Here is a 20,346-nt window from a genome sequence, read left to right as displayed (position 1 = left end):
CCCTTACCGGGAAGTCAACAGAGGTTGGAGAAACCGCGAGTCGACTGTCGTCTTCGCGGGGCCGTTTGCGCGCTCCTCGTCTGGTGCGGCGTCCGGAGGGGACCCCATTTGGGCAAACCTTTACTGGCCCGAGTAAGAGAGTTTACGGTCAAACAATTCGTCGACGAACTTTCTCGGAATCGCACGCACGTCGTTATCCGGTACGGGTTACCGTCAGCTGGTCGAGCTTGGGAAGGCTTTCCTGGAGGGGACCCGTCATGAGGCGTCGTGCCCACGTGGTGCTGGCGGTCGTCGCAGTTCTGGTTGGCCTGTGCGGGCCGGCGGCCGTGGCCGCGCCCGCGAGCTGCGTTCCCTCGGGCACGCAGGCGGCTATCAACAAGGCGTTGGTCGGCGCAGGGAAGAAAGTCTTCCTCTGCGCGGGCGCGGTGTTCAAGCTGAGCGCGCCGGTGAAGTTCACGGCGCCGCGGCAGGAGCTCGCGACCAAGGGGTTGCCGACCGGGTCGACGCGGGCGACGTTGCGTCTCAACGCCGCGGGGATCACGACGGCCGTGGACGGCAACGGGCAGAGCGGGATCGTGCTGCAGAACGTCCAAGTGGACGGCAACCGCGCGGCGCTCGGCCGGAAGGCTGGCAACGCCCTCGTTCAGCTGGGCGGAAACGTCGCCGACCAGGTCGTACGCAAGAGCCTGATCCGGGAGCCACGGAGCTGGTCGGCGCTGCACCTGTTCGAGGGCACGGTGACCTCGTCGGTGCCGGGCTGCCAGCGCGCGCAGGTGGTCGACAACGAGATCGGGCCCGCGGGTCTGGACTCGCCGAGCGGCCAGTGGGCGGACGGAATCTCGTTGGCCTGCGGGTCGTCGACCGTACGCGGCAACACGATCACGGACGCGACGGACGGCGGCATCGTCGTATTCGGTGCGCCGGGCTCGGTGATCGAGCAGAACACGATCGTCGCGGTGTCGCGGGTGCTGCTCGGCGGGATCAGCATGGTCGACGTCGCGCCGGTGAACGGCAACTACACCGGAACAATCGTGCGGAACAACGTGATCGAGGCGCGGAGCGCGTTCGTCAAGGTCGGCTTGGCGCAGGGCTGGCAGGTGTGGACGTGCGGCACCGGGACCGTCTACGGCGGAACGGTGACGGGCAACACGCTGCGCGGGCAACACCTGGGCTACGGGTACGCGGTCAACGGTGTGCGGGACTGGACCGTGTCGGGGAACGTCGACCAGGCGCGGCACGTGGGCGTTCCGTCCGCCGGCTGCGGCGGCCTGCCTTCCGCGCCGGCCGGGTATCAGGTGGCGGCCGCGACTTCGAGCACGTTGCAGTCGGAGTTCCAGCCGGCGTCGTTGACGTACGTCCTCGGCGTCACCGAGCCGACGCCACCGCCCACCGGCACGCCACCTGCCCTGTGTCGGTGGATCCGGCCGGGCGAGGCCGTGTTCACCGGCGCGACCGCGCGGTCCTGCGATGGGCGTACGCATTTGACGCTGCAGAACGACGGCAACCTGGTGTTGACGTTCGGTCCCAGCAACCAGGTCCTCTGGTCCGCGAACACCGCCGGCCAGCCCAGCGCCCTGGCGTTGATGCAGGCGGACGGCAACTTCGTGCTCTACGGCACCTCCGGCCAAGTGCTGTGGTCGACCAACACCGCCGGCAACCCGGGCGCGATCCTGGTCATCCAGGACGACGGCAACCTCGTCCTCTTTGCCAGCAACGGCGTCACCAAGCTCTGGTCCACCAACACCGGCGGCCACTGACCGCGGGGACGTTTCGAATGAGGGCGTCCCTGTAGCGAAGAGGCCATCCCGCATCGTGACTTTACCCACCGAGGGGGCGTTCCGAGCTCCCGCGAGACCCTTCCGAACGCCCCCTTCGTAGGCAAAGTGACGGCCACTTCCGCCGGCTGAGAATTGCAGGCCTTCCCGGGTGGCGACTACTCAGTTCCTCTTGGCGAAGCTCCCCTGCCAGGTCGCTCTCTTGGTGCGGTGTTGCGATGAGAGCGGGTCTGGGGTTGGTGCTCTTCGGGGCTGTCGCGGCGGTCGATTGTGGTGGCCAGTTTCAAAGCCGCCGCCCCACCCCCGGAACCGTTGCCCGGGCCAGGCCCCCCTTCGGTGCCGGTCTGCTGCCGTGCTGAGGTCGCTTGTCGGTTTGGGTCGGGGGCACCCTGGTCCGAACCTATGGGACCAGGGTGCCCCCGACCCAACCAGACCACGCCACACCAGCACCACCGGCCACCTCGACCCCCTCCACCCCGCCACCGTTTGTATGAAGGGCACCTTCATTCAATAGCCCAGCCCATCCTCCATGTCCCATCAAACAGTGGGGTTCTGGTCGCGACACGCCGGCGTGTCGCGACCAGAACCCCACACTTTCGCGAAGGGCGGAGGGTCCCCTCGCTCGAGGAGGTTCATATGAAGGTGCCCTTCATCCAATAGATCGCTACGGGGACGCCCTCATTCGAAACGGTCAGGGGTGGGCGGCCTCGGCGGCGTAGGAGAGGACCCGCTCGGCGTCGAGGCGGATCCAGACGTCGACCCACTTCCACACGTACGCGAACGCCTCGTCGACCAGCGTGCGCACCTCATCGGGCAGGTCGTCCCGCCCGACGACGGTGGCCGGGCCTTCGGTGATGACGGCGATGTGGGTGTCGTCGTCGTTCTCCGCGATCACCAACGTCAACCAGGGTTGCTCGCCCAGGTTGCGGACCCGGATCGAGCCGCTGACGGTCGGCAGCCAGAACGTGGTGCCGCTCCGCAGATACAGCGACATCGACGCGTGCGGCCGACCGTCCGGCCGCGCCGTCCCCACCACCGCATACTCGCGGCGGCCGAGGTACGCCGTCAGCTGCTCGGCGGTCAGCCGGCGCTCCGGCGGATACGACTTGTTCGTCGCCGCCGTCGCGTGCTCGAACGTGCGATTCTGCAGCTCCACCAGCGGATCAGCCATGGCACACAGCCTAAGGCGACGCCCCCTACGCGACCGGTGTCTCGGCCTGGGTACGGAACTGCGTGTGGTATAGCTCGGCATACAGCCCGTCGGCCGCGAGCAGCTCGTCGTGCGTGCCGCGTTCGACGATGCGCCCGCCGTCCAACACGAGGATCTGGTCGGCGTCGCGTACGGTCGACAGCCGGTGCGCGATCACCAACGACGTACGGCCCTTCAACGCGGTCGCCAACGCCTTCTGCACCGCGGCCTCGGACTCGGAGTCCAGGTGCGCGGTCGCCTCGTCCAGCACCACGAACTTCGGCGCCTTCAACAGCAGCCGCGCGATCGCCAACCGCTGCTTCTCCCCGCCCGACAGCCGGTAGCCGCGCTCCCCCACCACGGTGTCCAGACCATCCGGCAGCGACGACACCAGACCCCAGATTCGCGCGCCCTCCAAGGCAGAAGTCAGCTCGTCGTCCGTCGCGGTGGGCTTCGCGTACAGCAGGTTGGTACGGATCGTGTCGTGGAACATGTGCGGGTCCTGCGTGACCACGCCGATCTCCGAGCGCAGCGACTCGAGCGTCAGGTCGCGTACGTCGACGCTACCCACGCGCACGGCACCGCCCTGGACGTCGTACATCCGCGTCACCAGGTGCGTCGTGGTCGTCTTGCCCGCACCCGACGGTCCGACCAGCGCGACCAGCTGACCGGGCAGCGCCTTGAACGACATGCCGTGCAGCACCTCGGTCGGCGTGCTCTGGTCCAGCGTCGCCACGGTCTCCAGCGACGCGAGCGAGACCTCGTCCGCGCGCGGGTAGCGGAACTCGACGTCGTCGAACTCGATCGTCCCCGGCGCCGAAGGCGACAGCTCGCGGGCGCCCGGCTTGTCCTTCACCAGCGGCTCGAGGTCGAGCACCTCGAAGACCCGCTCGAACGACACCAGCGCGGTCATGATGTCGACGTGCACGTTGGACAGCGCGGTCAGCGGTCCGTACAGCCGGGTCAGGTACGCGGTCATCGCGACCAGCGTGCCGACGTCGAGGATCCCGTTCACCGCCTGCACGCCGCCCCAGCCGTACACGACCGCGACCGACAACGACGCGACGAGCATCAGCGCGGTGAAGAACACCCGCGCGTACATCGCCTGCGTGATGCCGATGTCGCGCACCCGCGCCGCCCGGTCCTGATAGGCGCGGTCCTCGAGCTCGTGCCGGCCGAACAGCTTCACCAGCAGGGCGCCGGCGACGCCGAGGCGCTCGGTCACCATCGCGTTCATCTGCGCGTCGAGGTTGTACGACTCGCGCGTGATCGCCTGCAGCTTGCGGCCCAACCACCGCGCCGGCAGCAGGAACAACGGCAGCATGACCAGCGCGACGAGCGTGATCTGCCAGGACAGGATGAACATCGCGGTCAGCGTGATCGCGGCGGTGAGGATGTTGCTGACGACGTTCGACAGCGTCGAGGTGAACGCCTGCTGCGCTCCCATCACGTCGTTGTTCAGCCGGGAGACGAGCGCGCCGGTCTGCGTACGGGTGAAGAACGCGATCGGCTGCCGCTGGACGTGCGCGAACACCTTCGAGCGCATGTCGAAGATCAGGCCCTCGCCGATCCGCGCGCCGAAGTAGCGCTGGATCAGTCCGAGCCCGGCACCGACGACCGCGATCGCCGCGATGACGAGCGCGAGCGTGACGATCAGGCCCGAGTCCTTCCCGAGCACGCCCTTGTTGATGATCTCGCGGAAGATCAGCGGGTTGGCGGCGGACAGCGCGGCGTCGATCGCGAGCAGGATCATCAGGCCGACGATGAACTTGGAGTACGGCTGCGCGAAGCGCACGATCCGCTTGAACGTCCCGGGCGCGAGCTTCCGCCGGGCCATGTCGGGGTCGTTCTTGCGGAACGACCGCATCATCGCCCAGGGTCCGCCCCCGCCACCACCGCCGCCCATCATTGACACGAGGCGCCGCCCTCCTGGCTGATTACACGATTACATCCAGACGTGACAACACGTCGGATGTCCACCATCTTCCCGCTAGCGGGTATCGGTTGCGGAAAGAAGCGCGCGCAGCCGGCCGAGCTGGGCGGTCCGTTCGGCGAGCAGCTGGTCCTCGTACGTACGACTTTCGGCGCTGGCCAGCAGTGCTTTCGTCGCGGCAGCCGCGCCGGACGGCACGGCCAAAAGTGCGGCCACCAGGTCGGAAGTAGCACTGTCGAGCTCGGCCCGCGGCACCACGACGTTCCCCAGCCCGAGCGCGTACGCCTCCTCGGCGCCGATCCAGCGCCCGGTCAGGCAGATCTCGAGCGCGCGCGAGTAGCCGACGGCCTGAACCAGCGGCTGGGTGCCGCCGAGGTCGGGTACGAGCCCGAGGCTCGGCTCGCGCATCGCGAACTGGACGTCGTCGGCGAGCACGCGCAGGTCCGTCGCGAGCGCGAGCTGGAAGCCCGCGCCCACCGCGTGGCCCTGGACGACGGCGATCGACACCAGGGACGGGCGCCGCCACCAGCTGAACGCGCGCTGGAAGTCGGCGATGATCGCGAGCGCGGTCTCGTCAGCCGCGGTCGCGATCGTCGGGAACAGGTCGTCCGGCGACTGGGGTGCGAGCAACGCACGATCGAGGCCGGCGGAGAACGACGGCCCTTCCGCGCGCAGCACGACCACCCGGATGTCGGCGGGAAGCGTCTCGCCGATCGTGGCCAGCGCGGCCCACAGCTCTGGCGTCTGGGCGTTTCGCTTGTCGAAACGGATCAGGGTCACCGTCGCGACAGCGCCGTCCAGCTCCAAGCGCAACCCTGCCGCCTCGTAGGCGGCATGGTCGGGCGGTGTGGTGTGCTCCGTCAGGAGGCGACCTTCTTCTTCGAACGGGTAGCGCCACCGCGGCTGCGGAGACTCACCCCCGACTCGCTGAGCAGACGATGCACGAACCCGTACGAGCGACCGGTCTCTTCCGCGATCGACCGGATGCTCCTGCCGCCGTCGTACTTCTTCCTCAAGTCCGCGGCGAGCTTGTTGCGCTGCGGCCCAGTGACTCGGGCGCCCTTCTTGAGCGGCTCTGCCACGCCTACCTCCCGCTGACGAGACCGGAAGCGATCTGAAGATCACCTACTCAATGCCCCATGATCCGCCAGCCCAAGCATTCTGAGAAGCCATCTGATCAAGAAACCCGTGGACACCAACCTGCCAAGGCGGTTATGCGAGGGAAATGAGGTCCGCGTAGTCGGGATTCCAGAGGTCTTCGACCCCATCGGGCAACAGGAGCACGCGTTCTGGCTCCAGCGCCTCGACCGCGCCCTCGTCGTGGGTGACGAGGACGATTGCTCCCTTATAGCTCCGGATTGCCCCGAGAATCTCCTGTCTGGACACCGGATCCAGGTTGTTCGTCGGCTCGTCGAGCAGCAACACGTTCGCGCTCGAGCACACCAGCATCGCCAACGCGAGCCGCGTCTTCTCACCGCCGGACAGCACGCGCGCCGGCTTGTCGACGTCGTCGCCGGTGAACAGGAACGAGCCGAGTACCTTGCGGGCATCGGTGTCGGTGAGGTGCGGCGCGCTCGTCAGCATGTTCTCGCGCACGGTGCGGGTGACGTCGAGCGTCTCGTGTTCCTGCGCGTAGTAGCCGAGTTGCAGCCCATGGCCGGGCTCGACCGCGCCGGTGTCGGCCTTGTCTGCGCCGCCGAGGATGCGAAGCAAGGTGGTCTTGCCAGCACCGTTCAGCCCGAGAACGACGACCCGGCTGCCCTTGTCGATGGCGAGATCGACGTCGGTGAAGACCTCGAGCGAGCCGTACGACTTGGACAATCCCGTCGCCCGCAACGGAGTCTTGCCGGCGGGAGCGGGGTCGGGCAGCCGAATCTTCGCGACCCGGTCGGAACGGCGTTCCGGCTCGAGGTCGGCGAGCATGCGCTCGGCACGGCGTGCCATGTTCTTCGCGGCGACGGCCTTCGTGGCCTTCGCGCGCATCTTGTCGGCCTGGGTGAGGAGCGCGCCCGCCTTGCGCTCGGCGTTGGCTCGTTCACGTTTGCGGCGACGTTCGTCGGTCTCGCGCTGGTTGAGGTACGCCTTCCAGCCGACGTTGTAGATGTCGATCTCGGCACGGTTGGCGTCCAGGTGAAAGACGCGGTTGACGGTGTTGTCGAGCAGCGCCACGTCGTGGCTGATCACGACGAGTCCGCCATTGAACGAGCGGAGGAAGTCGCGCAGCCACACGATGGAGTCGGCGTCGAGGTGGTTGGTCGGCTCGTCGAGCAGCAGCGTGCTCGCGTCGGAGAACAGGATGCGCGCGAGCTCGATGCGCCTGCGTTGACCGCCGGAGAGCGTACGCAGGGGTTGGCTGAGCACGCGGTCGGGCAGGCCCAGGCTCGCGGTGACCTGCGCGGCCTCCGCCTCGGCGGCGTACCCGCCGCGCGCGAGGAACTCGGTCTCAGCGTTCGCGTACCGCCGCATCGCCCGGTCGCGCTGGGTGCCACCTACGCCGGACATCTCGAGCTCGGCGCTTCGGAGCGTACGGACGACGCTGTCCAGGCCGCGCGCGGACAGCACGCGGTCGCGGGCGGTGACGTCGAGGTCGCCGGTGCGCGGGTCCTGGGGCAGGTAGCCGACACTGCCGGACTTGGTGATGGTGCCCGCGGCGGGCAGTGCCTCGCCGGCGAGCATCGTCGTCAACGTGGTCTTGCCGGCGCCGTTGCGGCCGACCAGGCCGACCTTGTCGCCGGGGTTGACGCGGAAGGAGACGTCGGACAGAAGGAGCCGGGCGCCGACTCGTACCTCGACGTGGCTGGCGGTGATCATTTGGTTACTCTCCGGATCTCAGCGTGGACGGACTCATCGTGCGAGGACGAGGTCCGCAGCTAAGAGGTCCGGATATCCATGGCCCCATCGTACGTGAGAGGGCTCCAAGGGTGGCTACGGGTTATTTGTCTGCGCACTCTCTCGCCGCCGCGCTCGGCCCGCTCTTACGCTCGCTCGCATGTCCTCTCGCCGCCTGGTGTCCCGTGACCTCGCCCTCATCGCCCTGTTCGCCGCCCTGATCGCGGCACTCGGCCTGCCCGGGACCCTGTACCTGTTCGGCGGCGGCGTCCCGATCACGGCGCAGGCGCTGGGCGTGATGCTCGCCGGCTCCATCCTCGGCGCCCGCCGCGGCGCGCTGGCCGTGCTGGTTCTGCTGGCGCTGGTCGCCGCCGGCCTGCCGTTGCTGGCGGGCGGTCGGGGCGGCCTGGGGGTCTTCGCCGGGCTGTCCGCGGGCTACCTGATCGGCTGGCCGCTGGGGGCGTTCGTGACCGGCTGGCTGACCGAACGGACGGCTCTGCGTGGCCGTACGTACTCCCTGCCGCTCGGCCTGGTCGCCAACCTCCTGGGCGGCATCGGCGTCGTGTACGCGATCGGCATCCCCGTGCAGGCCTGGCTCGGCAACACGACCGGCCTCGTCGCCACCGCCATCGCCGCGGCCGTCTTCCTGCCCGGCGACCTGATCAAGGCCACCATCGCCACCGTCGTCGCGAAGGGTGTCCACACCGGCTACCCCACCCTGGGCAAGCGCGAACCGACCCACAGCCTTGACGACGCTCCTCCTTCGGGATCCTGACCAGGTAAGTTCGGCGCGATGGCCATCTCACGGGACGTGTACCGCCGGGCTGCAGCCGAGCCGCATCGGGTCGCGGTGGTGGGGGCTCATGGGCCGGTGACGTTCGCCGAGCTCGCCGGCCGGGCCGAACGGAAGGCCGCCGAGCTCACCGACGCGGGCATCGGCGCGGGCGGGCGGGTCGACGTCACGAACGAGGATCCGGTCGAGCTGCTCGTCGGCCTCATCGCCGCGGACCAGCTCGATGCCGCCGCGATCGTCGGCGAGGCCACGTGGCCGCAGGACCTCCGAGCCAGGGCGATCGACGCGGCCAAGCAGGCAGCCGAGCCGCACGGGTCCAACGCGTGCCTGATCGTCTTCACCTCGGGCAGCTCCGGCACCCCACACCCCGTCGTCCGCACCCGACGCTCGTGGATCTTCAGCTTCCCCACGTTCTCCGTCTTCGCCGGCGTCGGCCCGAACGACACCGTGCTCATCCCCGGCCGCCTGTCCGGCAGCCTCTTTCTCTACGGAACGCTGCACGCCCTCACGATGGGGGCCGCCGTCCACCTGCTCCCCAAGTGGTCGCCGCAGGCGGCAGTCGAGGCGGCCGCCAGGTGCACCGCCGTGCACGTCGTCCCGCCGATGCTGGCCGCGATCGTCGAACGGCTCGACGAGCAGACGAGCCTCAAACTCGCCGTCTGTGCCGGCGCCGCGCTGGACCACGACGTCGAGGAACGGGCGGGCAAGCTCGGCATCGAGGTCGTCGAGTACTACGGCGCCGCCGAGCTCTCCCTCGTCGCCATCAGAAGACCAGGCGCCACACCAGGCACGTTCAAGCCGTTCCCCGGCGTCGAGATCCGGGTCGAGGACGGCGTGCTCTGGGCCAAGAGCAAGTACCTAGCCTCCGGCCTCGCCAAGAGCGAGGACGGCTACGCCACCGTGAACGACCGCGTGGAGCTGCAGGCCGACGGCTCGCTGCAGGTCCTCGGCAGGGACAGCGGGGCGATCAGCACCGGCGGCTCGACGGTCCTGCCCGAGGGCGTCGAACGCGTCCTCCGCCAGCTCGACGGCGTCGTCGACGCCGCGGTCGTCGGCCGCGAGCACGAAGAGCTCGGCCAGGTCGTCGTCGCCGTTCTCGAGGTCGACGGCAAGGCGCCCACAGCCAGCGACCTACGCCAGTACGCGAACGACCAGCTCGTCGAAGCCGAACGCCCACGCATCTGGTACGCCACCGACGCACTCCCCCGGACCGCCTCGGGCAAGGTCGCCCGCAGCCAGGTCCAGGACGGGCTGGCGGACGGCTCGCTCGACGTCCGCACACTGTGACCGCACCGGTCATCGTCGCCGCGCGGCGCACGCCGATCGGAACCAAGGGCCACGCGCTGGCGGACGTTCCGGTCGAACGCCTCGCCGCCCCCGTTCTCCGCGCCCTGCTCGACGACCTCGGCACCGACGACGTCGCGGACGTCATCCTCGGCAACTGCATGGGTCCCGGCGGCAACGTCGCCCGCGTCGCCGCCCTCGCCGCGGGCCTCCGCCAGGAGGTCCCCGGCCTCACCGTCGACCGGCAGTGCGGCAGCGGGCTCGAGGCGATCCAGCTCGCCGCGGCCCTCGTCCAGGCCGGCCGCGGCGACCTCTACCTCGCGGGCGGTGCGGAGAGCGCTTCGACCGCACCGACCCGCACCTGGCCGAACGGCGACGCCTACGAGCGCGCCCCGTTCGCCCCACCCCCGTACGCCGACCCCGACATGGGCCAGGCCGCCGACGCGCTCGCCACCCGCGCAGGCGTCAGCAGGGAACGCCAGGACGCGTACGCCGCCCGCAGCCACGCCCTCGCGAGCGCAGCGGCCGCCGCGGGAAGATTCGACCGCGAGCTCGTCCCGCTCGCCGGGCTGGACCGCGACCAGCGCCCGCGCGCCGACCTCACCGTCGAACGGCTCGCCCGCCTCCGCCCCGCCTTCACGACAGCCGGAACGGTGACCGCCGGCAACTCCTGCGGCGTCAACGACGGCGCCGCCGCGGTCGCCGTCGTCTCCGAGGAACGCCGCCAGGAACGACCCGGCCTCCAGGTGCTCGACTGGGAGTGCGTCGGCGTCGACCCCGCGCTGCCCGGTCTCGGACCGGTCGAGGCGATCCGCCGCGTGCTGGACCGCCGGTCGCTGAAGATCGAGGAGGTCGACAGTGTCGAGCTCGTCGAGGCGTTCGCCGGCCAGGTCCTCGCCTGCGCCGACGCGCTGGGCCTCGATCCCGACCGGCTCTGCCCCGACGGCGGCGCGCTCGCCCTCGGCCACCCCTGGGGCGCGTCCGGCGCGGTGACGGTCGTCCGGCTGTTCACCCGCCTCGTCCGCGAACGCCGCGGCGAGCTCGGCATCGCGTCGGCGGCCGTCGGCGGCGGCATGGGCCTGGCGCTGCTGGTCGCGCGGGTGGACGGGTGATCGAGCTCGACGGCGTCAGCCACCGGTTCGGGTCCCGCGTCGTCCTGCGCGACCTCGACCTCCGGCTCGCGGAGCAGCGCATCGGCGTCGTCGGCGCGAACGGGTCGGGCAAGTCCACGTTCGCGCGGCTGCTGAACGGCCTCGTCATCCCCACCGAGGGACGCGTCACCGTCGACGGCCTGTCGACGCGCACGAACGGCCGCGAGGTCCGCAAGAAGGTCGGTTTCGTCTTCACCGACCCCGACGCCCAGGTCGTGATGCCGACGGTCGCCGAGGACGTGGCGTTCGGCCTCCGCCGTACCGGCCTGTCGAAGCCAGAGATCGCCGACCGCGTCGCGAGCGTGCTCGAGAGATTCGGCCTCCACGACCACGCCGACCATCCCGCGCACCTGCTGTCCGGCGGGCAGAAACAGCTGCTGGCGTTGGCCGGAGTCATGGTGACCGAGCCGGAGACGCTGGTGTGCGACGAGCCGACGACGCTGCTCGACCTGCGGAACGCGCGGCTGGTCATGGGCATGCTCGCGGCGCTGCCCCAACAGGTCGTCCTGGTCACCCACCACCTCGACCTGCTCGACGGCTACGAGCGCGTGCTCGTCTTCCACGAGGGCCGGCTCGCCTTCGACGGCCCACCAGCCAAAGCGATCGCGGCGTACGAGGACCTGCTCGCGTGATCGGGCTCTACCTCCCCGGCACGTCCCCGCTGCACCGGCTGCCGGCCGGCGGGAAGCTCGCCGGACTCCTCGTGGCGGCGATCGTCGTGCTGCGGCTGGACTCCCTGCAGGCCCTCGGCATCGCTGCCGCCGTCGTCCTGCTCCTCGCGGCGACCGCCCGGGTCCCCTGGCGCGAGGGACTCAGGCAACTGCGGCCGATCGGCTGGCTCGCCGTACCCCTGTTCGTCCTGCAATGGCTCACCGCCGGCCCGGTCCGAGCTGGCGTCGTCGTCGGTCAGCTCGTCGTGCTCGTCGCCCTGGCGGCGCTGGTGACGTTGACGACGCGCGTGACCGCGATGCTGGACGCGTTCGAGTACGTCCTCCGCCCGCTCCGCCGGGTCGGCGTCGATCCCGAACGGGTCGGCCTGGTGCTCGCGCTGGCCGTCCGGTGCGTTCCGCTGGTCGCGCAGGCGTACCAGGAGGCCCGCGACGCCCGCCGCGCGAGGGGCCTCGAGCACAGCCCCGTGGCGCTCGCCGTACCGCTGGTGATTCGCCTGCTGAAACGGGCCGACGCGATGGGCGAGGCACTCGCCGCCCGCGGCGTGGACGACTAGGACCTGTTGCGCAAGTCGGCGGTGCTGGCGGATCGGCACCGATGCCGCTCTCTACCTGGCGAGTGGGTGCCTTACGCGGGGTGTATCCCAGGTAGAGCGGCAGTTGATCATGTAAACATGATCAACTGCCGTCACTGGCGCTAGCTCCCGGAGCGCTGGCCGTCGATCAGCCAGCGATCCCCCTGCAGCACCAACGTGTAGATGTGGCGCTCGTTCACCTTCCGGCCGCTCCTGTAGGTGTACGTGACGCGGGCCGAGACCGTGCCGTCCTCGCGCAGGCGCACGTTGGAGGTCGACACCGCCCGGAACTCACCGAAGAAGTTCGAGTAGCCGCGGAACGACGGCGACCGCGTCCGCTTGAACCGATCGGTGAGCCGGTCGTAGCCGGCCTCCAGATCGTCGGGCAGCAAGGCGTAGTAGTCCGTCAGGCCTTGCGCCGCGTCTGTGGCGGGCGCCGAGGTCGGCGGCGGGCTGTTCGTCGGCGGCGCGGACTTCGTGGGCGGGGCCGGCTGCCGCGACGAGGTGGGACCGGGTCCGGCGAGGCCACCGGGATCGCGATCGAGCAGCGCGATGACCCCGACCGTTCCCACGCCCAGGAGCGCGGCCGCGGCCAGCAGCAGGAGCAGCACCCGACGCCGCCCACCGCGGTCGGGACGCGGCGCCATGGGCACAGGCACAGAAACCGGAGCGAACGACGTCGGCTCGGCCGGCGCAGGTGGTGGCGTAGGAGGCGGAGGGGGCGGCTGCTCGATCCGTACGGTGACCGGCTCGAGCGGCGGGACCGGCGTGGGAGTACCGCTCAGCGTCGCGAGCATCCGGGCCGCCTCGACCATCGTCGGCCGCCGCGCCGGGTCGACCTCCATCAGCCGCACCAGCAGCGGCCCGAGCGGCCCGGCGTTCTCCGGCGGCCGGATCTCGCCGTTCGCCACCCGGTGCATCAGCGCCATCGGGTTGTCTCCGCGGCCGAACGGCGGCACGCCCTCGACCGCGGTGTAGAGCGTGGAGCCGAACGAGAACACGTCCGAACGGAAGTCGGCGGGCTGCCCGCGCGCGACCTCCGGCGCCAGGTACGCCGGCGTGCCGGCCAGCATCCCGGTCGCGGTCACCGTGGCCTCGCCGGACCCGCGCGAGATGCCGAAGTCGGTGATCTTCGCGACCCGTTCGCCCAACAGGACGTTGCCCGGCTTGACGTCGCGATGCACGATGCCGACCGCGTGCGCGGCGGCCAGCGCGGACGCGATCTGCGTCCCGATCCGCGCCACCTCCTCGGGCGGCAGCGGACCACGCGCGGCCACCGCCGCCGACAGGCTCTCCGAGGCGAGGTACTCCATCACCAGCACGGGCCGGCCGCCGTCCTCGACGACGTCGAACACCGGGATCGCGTGCGGATGCTGCAACCGCGCGGCCAGCCGGCCCTCCCGCATGGCGCGCCGCTTGGCGTCGCCCGCGTCGGCCTCGGACAGCCCGTACGGCAGCAGCAGCTCCTTGACCGCGACCGTACGGTTCAGCCGCTCGTCATGCCCCAGCCAGACGACGCCCATCGCGCCGCTGCCGATCCGTCCCGTCAGTCGATAGCGACCGGAGATCGTTCGGTCTTGCTCCTCCACGGGGCAGGCCCCCTCTCTTGGAGAGCGTCGGATTTAGCGCGCGGCGCTAGGCGCCCGTATGGCAAGGCGCAGGCCAAGGCCCTATCCGTCATAAGGACGCCGGTCTGCAACACTGCCAGACGGGATGCATAGCGTCGCGCGCCCGGCGATATCCAAGAGAGGGGGCCTAGCTCACACCCCGGGAGGCGGTTGCGCCATCAACATCCGGCGATTCACACCATCCCGGGTCGCTCCGAGCGCCTCCGAGATCACCCAAGAGGTCGCCGCGACGACCGGGCCGAGCTCCTGCATCCGCTCGTCCGGCATCCGCACCGCCGGCGCCGAGATGCTCAGCGACGCCACGCACGAGTACGAGCCGTCGAAGATCGCCGACGCGATCGTCCGGATCCCGGCCGTGCGCTCGGCGTACGACAACGCGTAGTTGCGCGTCCGGATCTCCGCGAGCTGCCGCCGCATCACCTCGGGGTCCGTGGGCGTCGTGGGCGTCACCTGCGGGATCGGCCGGGCCAGCAGCGCGTCCTGCAGGTCCCAGGGCAGGTGCGCCAGCATCACCTTCCCGGGCGCTCCGAGGGCCAGCGGGATCGGTACGCCGAACTCGGTGTACGTACGCCGCAGCGGCTGCCGGCTCTCCACCTGCTCGATCACGGCCCGCTCGTGGGATGGCAACAAGGCATGCAAGCCGACCGTTTCGTCCACATTGTCCCGCAATGAGGTCATCGCCGGGAGGGCCGCATCCCGCAATGTGGTAGGCACTGCCCCACTGCGGGCAAGCTGCACGAGTAGCGGCCCGAGGGCGTACCGGCGGTCCGACGTCTGCCGCACCAACCGGTTGTCGTGCATCGCGCCGAGCAGCCTATGTGTCGTACTCGTGGACAAACCGGTCATCCGTGCGATGTCACTGATGCCCAACTCCACGTGTCTTTCATCGAAACAGCGCAAGATCGAGACAGCACGGTCGATGGACTGCACGCCGCGGCGACCTCCACCGGTTCCGGCGCTGGTGTCCGACTCGTGCCCATTCATGGTGGTCACACCCGTTCCCCTTCAAGGTCTGAATCCGGGCAAAACATTGACCTGTGACCCTTTGAGTACCTAGGGTTCCTGAATTACGAGATGCTATCCCATGTTGCGGGAACGACAACGGAAGGACGCGGGGAAACTCAGATGTTGCCCCTCGACGGATTCCGGGTCTTGGACCTGACCAGGTTCCTCTCCGGGCCGTACTGCACGATGGTCCTCGCCGAGTTCGGCGCGGACGTCGTCAAGGTCGAACAGCCCATCAGCGGCGATGACTCGCGGCGCCTCGCGCCGAAGGTCAACGGCGAGAGCTACCCGTTCGCGATGCCCAACAGGAGCAAGCGGAGCGTGTCGCTCGATCTCAAGGCCGACCGCGGACGCGACGCGTTCCTCAAGCTCGCGGCCGAGGCCGACCTGGTGATCGAGAACTTCCGGCCGGGTGTGGTCAAGCGGCTCGGGATCGACTACGAGACGCTGAAGCGCGACAACGACGACCTCATCTACTGCTCGATCAGCGGCTTCGGCCAGACCGGGCCGTACCGGGACCGCCCGGGCTTCGACATCATGGCCCAGGGCACCGGCGGCTTCCTCCGGATGACCGGCCACCCCGACGGCCGCCCGACCAAGGTCGGCATCGCGATCAACGACATCGCCGCCGGCGTCACCGCCGTCTACTCGATCATGGCGGCCGAGCTGCTGCGGGCCAGAACCGGACAGGGTCAGTACCTCGACATCTCCCTCGTCGACGCCGGCCTGGCGTGGACGGTGTGGGAGTCCGGCGCGTACTTCGGCGACGGCGAGACGCCCGAGCCGACCGGCACCCGGCACCGCCGCTCCACCCCGTACCAGGCGTACCGGACGATCGACGGGTACGTCACGATCGGCGCCAACAACGACCGGCTCTGGGAACGTCTCGTCACCCAGGTCGTCGACCGGCCGGAGTGGCTGACCGACGAACGGTTCGCGACGCTGCCCGCGCGGATGGAGCACATCGACCTGCTCGAGGCCGAGCTCGAGGCGATCACCGGCACCAAGACCACGAACGAGTGGGTCGAGATCCTCGACAAGGCGGGCGTGCCCGGCGGCCATGTCCTCACGTACGAAGAGGCGCTCGCCGATCCGCACATCCAGGCCCGCGGCATGGTCGTGGACCTGGACCACCCGATCATCGGCCCGATGAAGACGATCGCCCCGCCGACGAAGTTCTCCGGACTCGATGTGCAGGTGAAGGGCCCCGCGCCCTGGCTCGGCCAGCACACCAGCGAGATCCTCGGCGAAGCGGGCTTGAGCAAGCACGAGATCGACGCGTTGTACGCGGACGGCATCGCGTTCGACGCGCACCCCGAGCTGCACCCCGGCAAGCGCCGGCAGGAACGACCCGACCGCCCCGCGACACCGTCCGCGTCCGGCCGCTCGGCCGGCACCGCCGGCGGGCACAACGTCGGTCGCGGCATCGGCAACGGTGGCGGGTCGCACGATCGCGCTCGCGCGGCGAACGCGCCCTACTTCGACCTCTACCGGAGCTGAGCGGGGATGTCCGACGATCTTCTCGTAGAACGCGACGGAGCTGTCGCGACGGTGGTGCTCAACCGTCCGGACAGTCACAACGCGATCACTCTCGAGATGTACAAGGCGATTCCGGCCTTGTTCGCCTCGCTCGACACCGACGAGTCCGTCAAGGTCATCGTCGTGCGGGGCGCTGGCACGAAGGCGTTCGCTTCCGGCGCCGACATCAGTGAGTTCGAAGAGGTACGCGGCAACGCCGACAGCGCGAAGTCGTACAACCAGCGCGTCGCCGCGGCGGAAAAGGCGATCGAGAACGTCAACACACCGACGATCGCGTTGATCCACGGCTACTGCATCGGCGGTGGCTGCGGACTCGCGCTCTCGTGCGACCTGCGCTTCGGCGACGACCGGACGCGCATGGCGATCACGCCGGCCAAGTTGGGCCTGGTCTACAGCCTCGAGTCGACCAAGAGGCTCGTCGACCTGGTGGGTCCGGCACGTACCAAATGGATCCTCATGTCAGGCCAGCAAATCGGCGCTGAGCAGGCACAACGCCTCGGCTTGCTGGATGAACTGTCCACGGTGGACGACCTGGACAAGGTCACGTACGACTTCGCCCAGCTGCTCACCACACGCGCTCAGTTCAGTGTGCGTGCAGCGAAGTCGATCGTGGGTCGTATTCTCTCGGGTCAGGTCGAGGACGACGAGAAGACGACCGAGATCCGCAACTCCTCCTTCGACACAGAGGACTACGCCGAAGGAGTTCGTGCCTTCCTCGAGAAGCGCACACCCAGGTTCCGCTAGGGCCGAAGCAGTTGACCTGGCAAGGAGGCCAGAAGTGAAAGTGGGAAAGTACGCAAAAGCCGTACTAGGGGTCGCTCTCACATTGGTTCTCGCCGCGACCGCCGCGGCGTGCAACCAAGGTAACGGTAGCACTACGAGTACGGATGGTTACCCAAACGAGGATATGGACTGGACGGTCGCGTTCGGTCCCGGCGGCGGCAACGACATCATGGCCCGCACGCTGGTCGACATCCTCAAGAAGCAGAAGCTGTACCCGAAGAACATCGCCGTGGAGAACCGCGAGGGCGGTAGCGGCACCACTGGCTGGGGCTACCTCAAGAAGAAGAAGGGTGACGGCTATGCCATTTCTACGACGTCCGGCTCCTTCATCACGACGCCCCTCGAGTCCAAGACCGGCTTCACCTACCGCGACTTCACCCATGTCGGCCTACTGGCCAGTGACGCTCTCTTCTTCATCGTCACCGCGGACAGCGGGGTCACGTCGTGGGCCCAGTGGGTGGAAAAGGCGAAACAGAAGGGCTCGGTAAGCGTCGGGGGAATCGGCGAGGTCAACGTCGACTTCATCGTCTTGGACATCCTCGCCGAGAAGGCCGGCTTCGAGCTCGAGTACGTTCCGTTCGACGAGCAGGGCCAGCTCCTCACCGCGTTGACGTCGAAGTCGCTCGACGGCGCCGTGTCGAACCCCGCTGAGGTCACCGGTCAGATCGACGGTAAGGCGCTGAAGGCGCTGATGTTCACCGGTGCGAAGCCGCTGACGAAGTACCCGGACATCCCCACCGCAGAGTCGCTCGGCTTCAAGGACCTGCCGACGATGCCGCGTGGTCTGATCCTCCCGCCGGACGCGCCGAAGGAGGCGACCGACTGGTGGATCGCCACCATGAAGACGGTCGCCGCGACGCCTGAGTGGAAGGAATACATCGAGAAGAACTCCCTCACCGAGGATCTGCGTTGGGGCGAGGACTTCACGAACTATCTCAACGACACCAACACGCAGTTCGAAACCATCCTCAAGGAACGCGGGAAGCTCCCGGGATGACGTTCCCCCAAACCGCGGGCCGGTCGTTGAAGGCCGCGCGACCGGCCCGCGCACCAAGACCTTGGGCGGATCCACAGACGCTGTTCCTGGTCGCACTCACCGTGCTGTTCGGCGTGTACACGTCGTTGGCCATGGGCATGGACTGGAAGTCGTCGCACGGCCGTCTGGCCGCCGGCTTCTTCCCTCGCATCATTGGGTTCGCAGCCCTGCTGTTGTGTGTGATCGCTCTCGTCAAGACCGTTCGCCAAAGTCTCCGGAGATCTGCGGTGGGGGAAGCACCGCGGGTTCCGGAAGCTGCGGAGGGCGACGGCGTTGAGGGTCAATACCCCCGGGCCCTGCTCGCTGTCGTCCTCTGCAGCGTGGTGTTCTTCTTCTTGTTCGAACCACTCGGCGCGACGTTGTCGTCGGTCGTGTTCCTCGGGGCGACGCTCTCGGTTCTCAACCGGGGCAAGCATCTGGTGAACGCGGCGGTCGCGATCCTGCTGCCGGTGTTCTTGTATCTGCTCTTCACCGTGCTCCTCGACGCCGGAATGCCCGGAGGTTTCCTCAACCTGGGCTGACGGTTTGGCCAGCTTGTGCAAGTACTCGCTCTACTCATAGCGGAGCAACGCACGTGGATATCTTCGGAAACCTCGCCACCGGCATCGCCAATGTCCTGACCCCCATGAACCTTCTGCTGCTCCTGGCAGGGGTCATGGTCGGCATGATCGTCGGCGTCATGCCCGGACTCGGTCCGTCGGCGGCACTCGCGATCCTGCTGCCGTTGACGTTCACGCTCGACCCGGCCGGCGCGATCGTCATGCTCGCGGCCGTCTACTACGGCGCGATGTACGGCGGCACGATCACGTCAGTGCTCATCAACACACCGGGCGAGTCTGCGACGGTGGCGAGTACGTTCGACGGCTATCCACTCGCCAAAAAGGGACGTGCCGGCCCCGCACTGGTGATGGCGGCGATCGCCTCGTTCGTCGCGGGAACGATCGGCGCGATCCTGATCAGCGTCGCGGCCCCCGGGCTGGCGGACGTGGCGTCGAACTTCGGGCCGCCGGAGCTGTTCCTGCTCGTGATCGCCGGCCTGATCGCGCTGGTAGTGATCATCGGCAAGAACCGCCTGCTGGGTGCGTTGTCGGCACTGCTCGGCTTCGCCTTGGCGACGGTCGGTCCGGCCGTGGGCACCGGTGAGCAGCGGTACACGTTCGGCTCGGTCGACCTCATCGACGGCATCGACTTCGTGCCGGTCGCGATCGGGCTGTTCGGTCTCGGCGAGATCTTCTACACGCTCTACAAGGGCGGGCACCTGGAGAAGCTCGGCTACTTCTCGGTCAGCGTGCGGGACAAGGGTTTCTGGCCGACAAAGAAGGACTTCCGCGAGACGAAGTGGTCGATGCTGCGTGGCTCGATCCTCGGCTTCTTCGTGGGGACGGCGCCGGGTGCTGGCGCGACCGTCGCCTCGCTGATGTCGTACAGCGTCGAGAAGTCGGTGTCGAAGACGCCGCAGAAGTTCGGCAAGGGCATGATGGCCGGTCTGGTCGGGCCGGAGGCGGCGAACAACGCAGCGTCGGCTGGCGCGATGATTCCCCTTCTGGTGTTGGGGATTCCGGGATCAGCGGCGACGGCCGTACTTCTCGGCGGCTTCCTGATGTGGGACCTCGAGCCGGGTCCGTTGCTGATGACGGACAACCCGGAGTTCGCCTGGAGCCTGATCGGCAGCATGTACCTCGGCAACGTGATGTTGCTGGTGGTCAACATCTTCTTCATCCCGGCGTTCGCGAGCATCGCGCGGGTGCCGTTCAAGATCCTGGCGCCGATCGTCATCGTGCTGTGCGTGCTCGGTACGTACGCGGTGAACAGCAGCTTCATCGAGGTCGGCATCATGCTCGCCTGCGGCATCCTCGGTTTCTTCATGCGGCGCTTCGGATTATCGCCGGCGGCGCTGGTCGTGGCGCTGGTGCTCGGGCAGATCGCCGAGCAGACTTTGCGGCAGACGATGATCATCTCGCGCGGTTCGTTCGAGATCTTCGTGACGCGTTCGCAGTCGCTCGTGCTGATCGGCGTGATCGTGCTGCTGATCCTCGTACCGATCTTCGCGACGCGCATCGGGCGGACGATCATGGCGACGATCGCGCGGAACCGTACCGCGCGCGCCGAGGACGAGGAGTCTCGCAAGAGTCGCGACAGCGACAAGACGGGCGTCTGA

At 68.7% G+C, this 20,346-nt stretch carries 18 protein-coding genes; 11 read left to right on the top strand and 7 right to left on the bottom strand.

What is annotated here, in order from left to right; all coding sequences use genetic code 11:
- Positions 1–257: 257 nt before the first annotated feature.
- Positions 258–1,757: a right-handed parallel beta-helix repeat-containing protein gene (locus JOD67_RS19930; protein WP_205119108.1), complete on the top strand. Its 1,500-nt coding sequence runs from the start codon at positions 258–260 to the stop codon at positions 1,755–1,757.
- A gap of 709 nt (positions 1,758–2,466) precedes the next feature.
- Here the strand turns inward: JOD67_RS19930 and JOD67_RS19925 are convergent.
- From JOD67_RS19925 to abc-f, 5 genes are all read right to left on the bottom strand, one after another.
- Positions 2,467–2,946: a pyridoxamine 5'-phosphate oxidase family protein gene (locus JOD67_RS19925; RefSeq protein WP_205119107.1), complete on the bottom strand. Its 480-nt coding sequence runs from the start codon at positions 2,944–2,946 to the stop codon at positions 2,467–2,469.
- 25 nt (positions 2,947–2,971) lie between these two features.
- Positions 2,972–4,831: an ABC transporter ATP-binding protein gene (locus JOD67_RS19920; RefSeq protein WP_239553922.1), complete on the bottom strand. Its 1,860-nt coding sequence runs from the start codon at positions 4,829–4,831 to the stop codon at positions 2,972–2,974.
- A 123-nt stretch (positions 4,832–4,954) separates the two neighbouring features.
- Entirely contained in the window at positions 4,955–5,710 is a 756-nt protein-coding gene (locus JOD67_RS19915; RefSeq protein WP_239553921.1) for an enoyl-CoA hydratase/isomerase family protein, read from the bottom strand.
- A gap of 47 nt (positions 5,711–5,757) precedes the next feature.
- Positions 5,758–5,979 (bottom strand): helix-turn-helix domain-containing protein, encoded by a 222-nt coding sequence (locus tag JOD67_RS19910; RefSeq protein WP_205123080.1) that lies wholly within the window; start codon positions 5,977–5,979, stop codon positions 5,758–5,760.
- A gap of 130 nt (positions 5,980–6,109) precedes the next feature.
- Positions 6,110–7,708: a ribosomal protection-like ABC-F family protein gene (gene abc-f, locus JOD67_RS19905; RefSeq protein ID WP_205119106.1), complete on the bottom strand. Its 1,599-nt coding sequence runs from the start codon at positions 7,706–7,708 to the stop codon at positions 6,110–6,112.
- A 178-nt stretch (positions 7,709–7,886) separates the two neighbouring features.
- On the opposite strand from abc-f, the gene JOD67_RS19900 reads away from it, so the two are divergent.
- From JOD67_RS19900 to JOD67_RS19880, 5 genes are read left to right on the top strand one after another with little or no spacing between them, the layout of a single operon-like run.
- Complete coding sequence (locus JOD67_RS19900; RefSeq protein WP_205119105.1) at positions 7,887–8,501, top strand: biotin transporter BioY; 615 nt, start codon at positions 7,887–7,889, stop codon at positions 8,499–8,501.
- Between the two features lie 18 nt (positions 8,502–8,519).
- Positions 8,520–9,806, top strand: coding sequence for a class I adenylate-forming enzyme family protein (locus JOD67_RS19895; protein WP_205119104.1), 1,287 nt, complete (start codon positions 8,520–8,522; stop codon positions 9,804–9,806).
- Entirely contained in the window at positions 9,803–10,915 is a 1,113-nt protein-coding gene (locus JOD67_RS19890; protein WP_205119103.1) for a thiolase family protein, read from the top strand. Before JOD67_RS19895 ends, JOD67_RS19890 begins: the two co-directional genes overlap by 4 nt.
- Positions 10,912–11,586: an energy-coupling factor ABC transporter ATP-binding protein gene (locus tag JOD67_RS19885; RefSeq protein WP_205119102.1), complete on the top strand. Its 675-nt coding sequence runs from the start codon at positions 10,912–10,914 to the stop codon at positions 11,584–11,586. The genes JOD67_RS19890 and JOD67_RS19885 overlap by 4 nt, the downstream gene beginning before the upstream one ends.
- Positions 11,583–12,179 (top strand): energy-coupling factor transporter transmembrane component T family protein, encoded by a 597-nt coding sequence (locus JOD67_RS19880; RefSeq protein WP_205119101.1) that lies wholly within the window; start codon positions 11,583–11,585, stop codon positions 12,177–12,179. Before JOD67_RS19885 ends, JOD67_RS19880 begins: the two co-directional genes overlap by 4 nt.
- 140 nt (positions 12,180–12,319) lie before the next feature.
- Here JOD67_RS19880 and JOD67_RS19875 read toward each other — a convergent pair whose 3' ends face one another.
- Positions 12,320–13,786, bottom strand: a complete 1,467-nt coding sequence (locus JOD67_RS19875) for a serine/threonine-protein kinase (protein WP_205119100.1) — start codon at positions 13,784–13,786, stop codon at positions 12,320–12,322.
- A 171-nt stretch (positions 13,787–13,957) separates the two neighbouring features.
- Positions 13,958–14,809 (bottom strand): IclR family transcriptional regulator, encoded by an 852-nt coding sequence (locus tag JOD67_RS19870; RefSeq protein ID WP_205123079.1) that lies wholly within the window; start codon positions 14,807–14,809, stop codon positions 13,958–13,960.
- Positions 14,810–14,950: 141 nt separating this feature from the next.
- Here JOD67_RS19870 and JOD67_RS19865 point away from each other — a divergent pair, with 141 nt between their 5' ends.
- The 5 genes from JOD67_RS19865 to JOD67_RS19845 all read left to right on the top strand — a co-directional run bounded on the left by JOD67_RS19865 (position 14,951) and on the right by JOD67_RS19845 (position 20,346).
- A complete protein-coding gene (locus JOD67_RS19865; RefSeq protein ID WP_205119099.1) occupies positions 14,951–16,330 on the top strand; it encodes a CaiB/BaiF CoA transferase family protein in 1,380 nt (459 codons plus the stop codon).
- 6 nt (positions 16,331–16,336) lie between these two features.
- Entirely contained in the window at positions 16,337–17,113 is a 777-nt protein-coding gene (locus JOD67_RS19860; protein WP_205119098.1) for an enoyl-CoA hydratase-related protein, read from the top strand.
- Positions 17,114–17,276: 163 nt separating this feature from the next.
- Positions 17,277–18,149: a Bug family tripartite tricarboxylate transporter substrate binding protein gene (locus tag JOD67_RS19855; protein WP_239553920.1), complete on the top strand. Its 873-nt coding sequence runs from the start codon at positions 17,277–17,279 to the stop codon at positions 18,147–18,149.
- Positions 18,146–18,709, top strand: a complete 564-nt coding sequence (locus JOD67_RS19850) for a tripartite tricarboxylate transporter TctB family protein (RefSeq protein ID WP_205119097.1) — start codon at positions 18,146–18,148, stop codon at positions 18,707–18,709. Before JOD67_RS19855 ends, JOD67_RS19850 begins: the two co-directional genes overlap by 4 nt.
- 104 nt (positions 18,710–18,813) lie before the next feature.
- Entirely contained in the window at positions 18,814–20,346 is a 1,533-nt protein-coding gene (locus tag JOD67_RS19845) for a tripartite tricarboxylate transporter permease (protein WP_205119096.1), read from the top strand.

Source organism: Tenggerimyces flavus (assembly GCF_016907715.1).
In the GTDB taxonomy this organism is placed as follows: domain Bacteria; phylum Actinomycetota; class Actinomycetes; order Propionibacteriales; family Actinopolymorphaceae; genus Tenggerimyces; species Tenggerimyces flavus.
The sequence above is the reverse complement of the archived record's forward strand: the minus strand, read 5'-3'. Positions and strand labels throughout refer to the sequence as shown.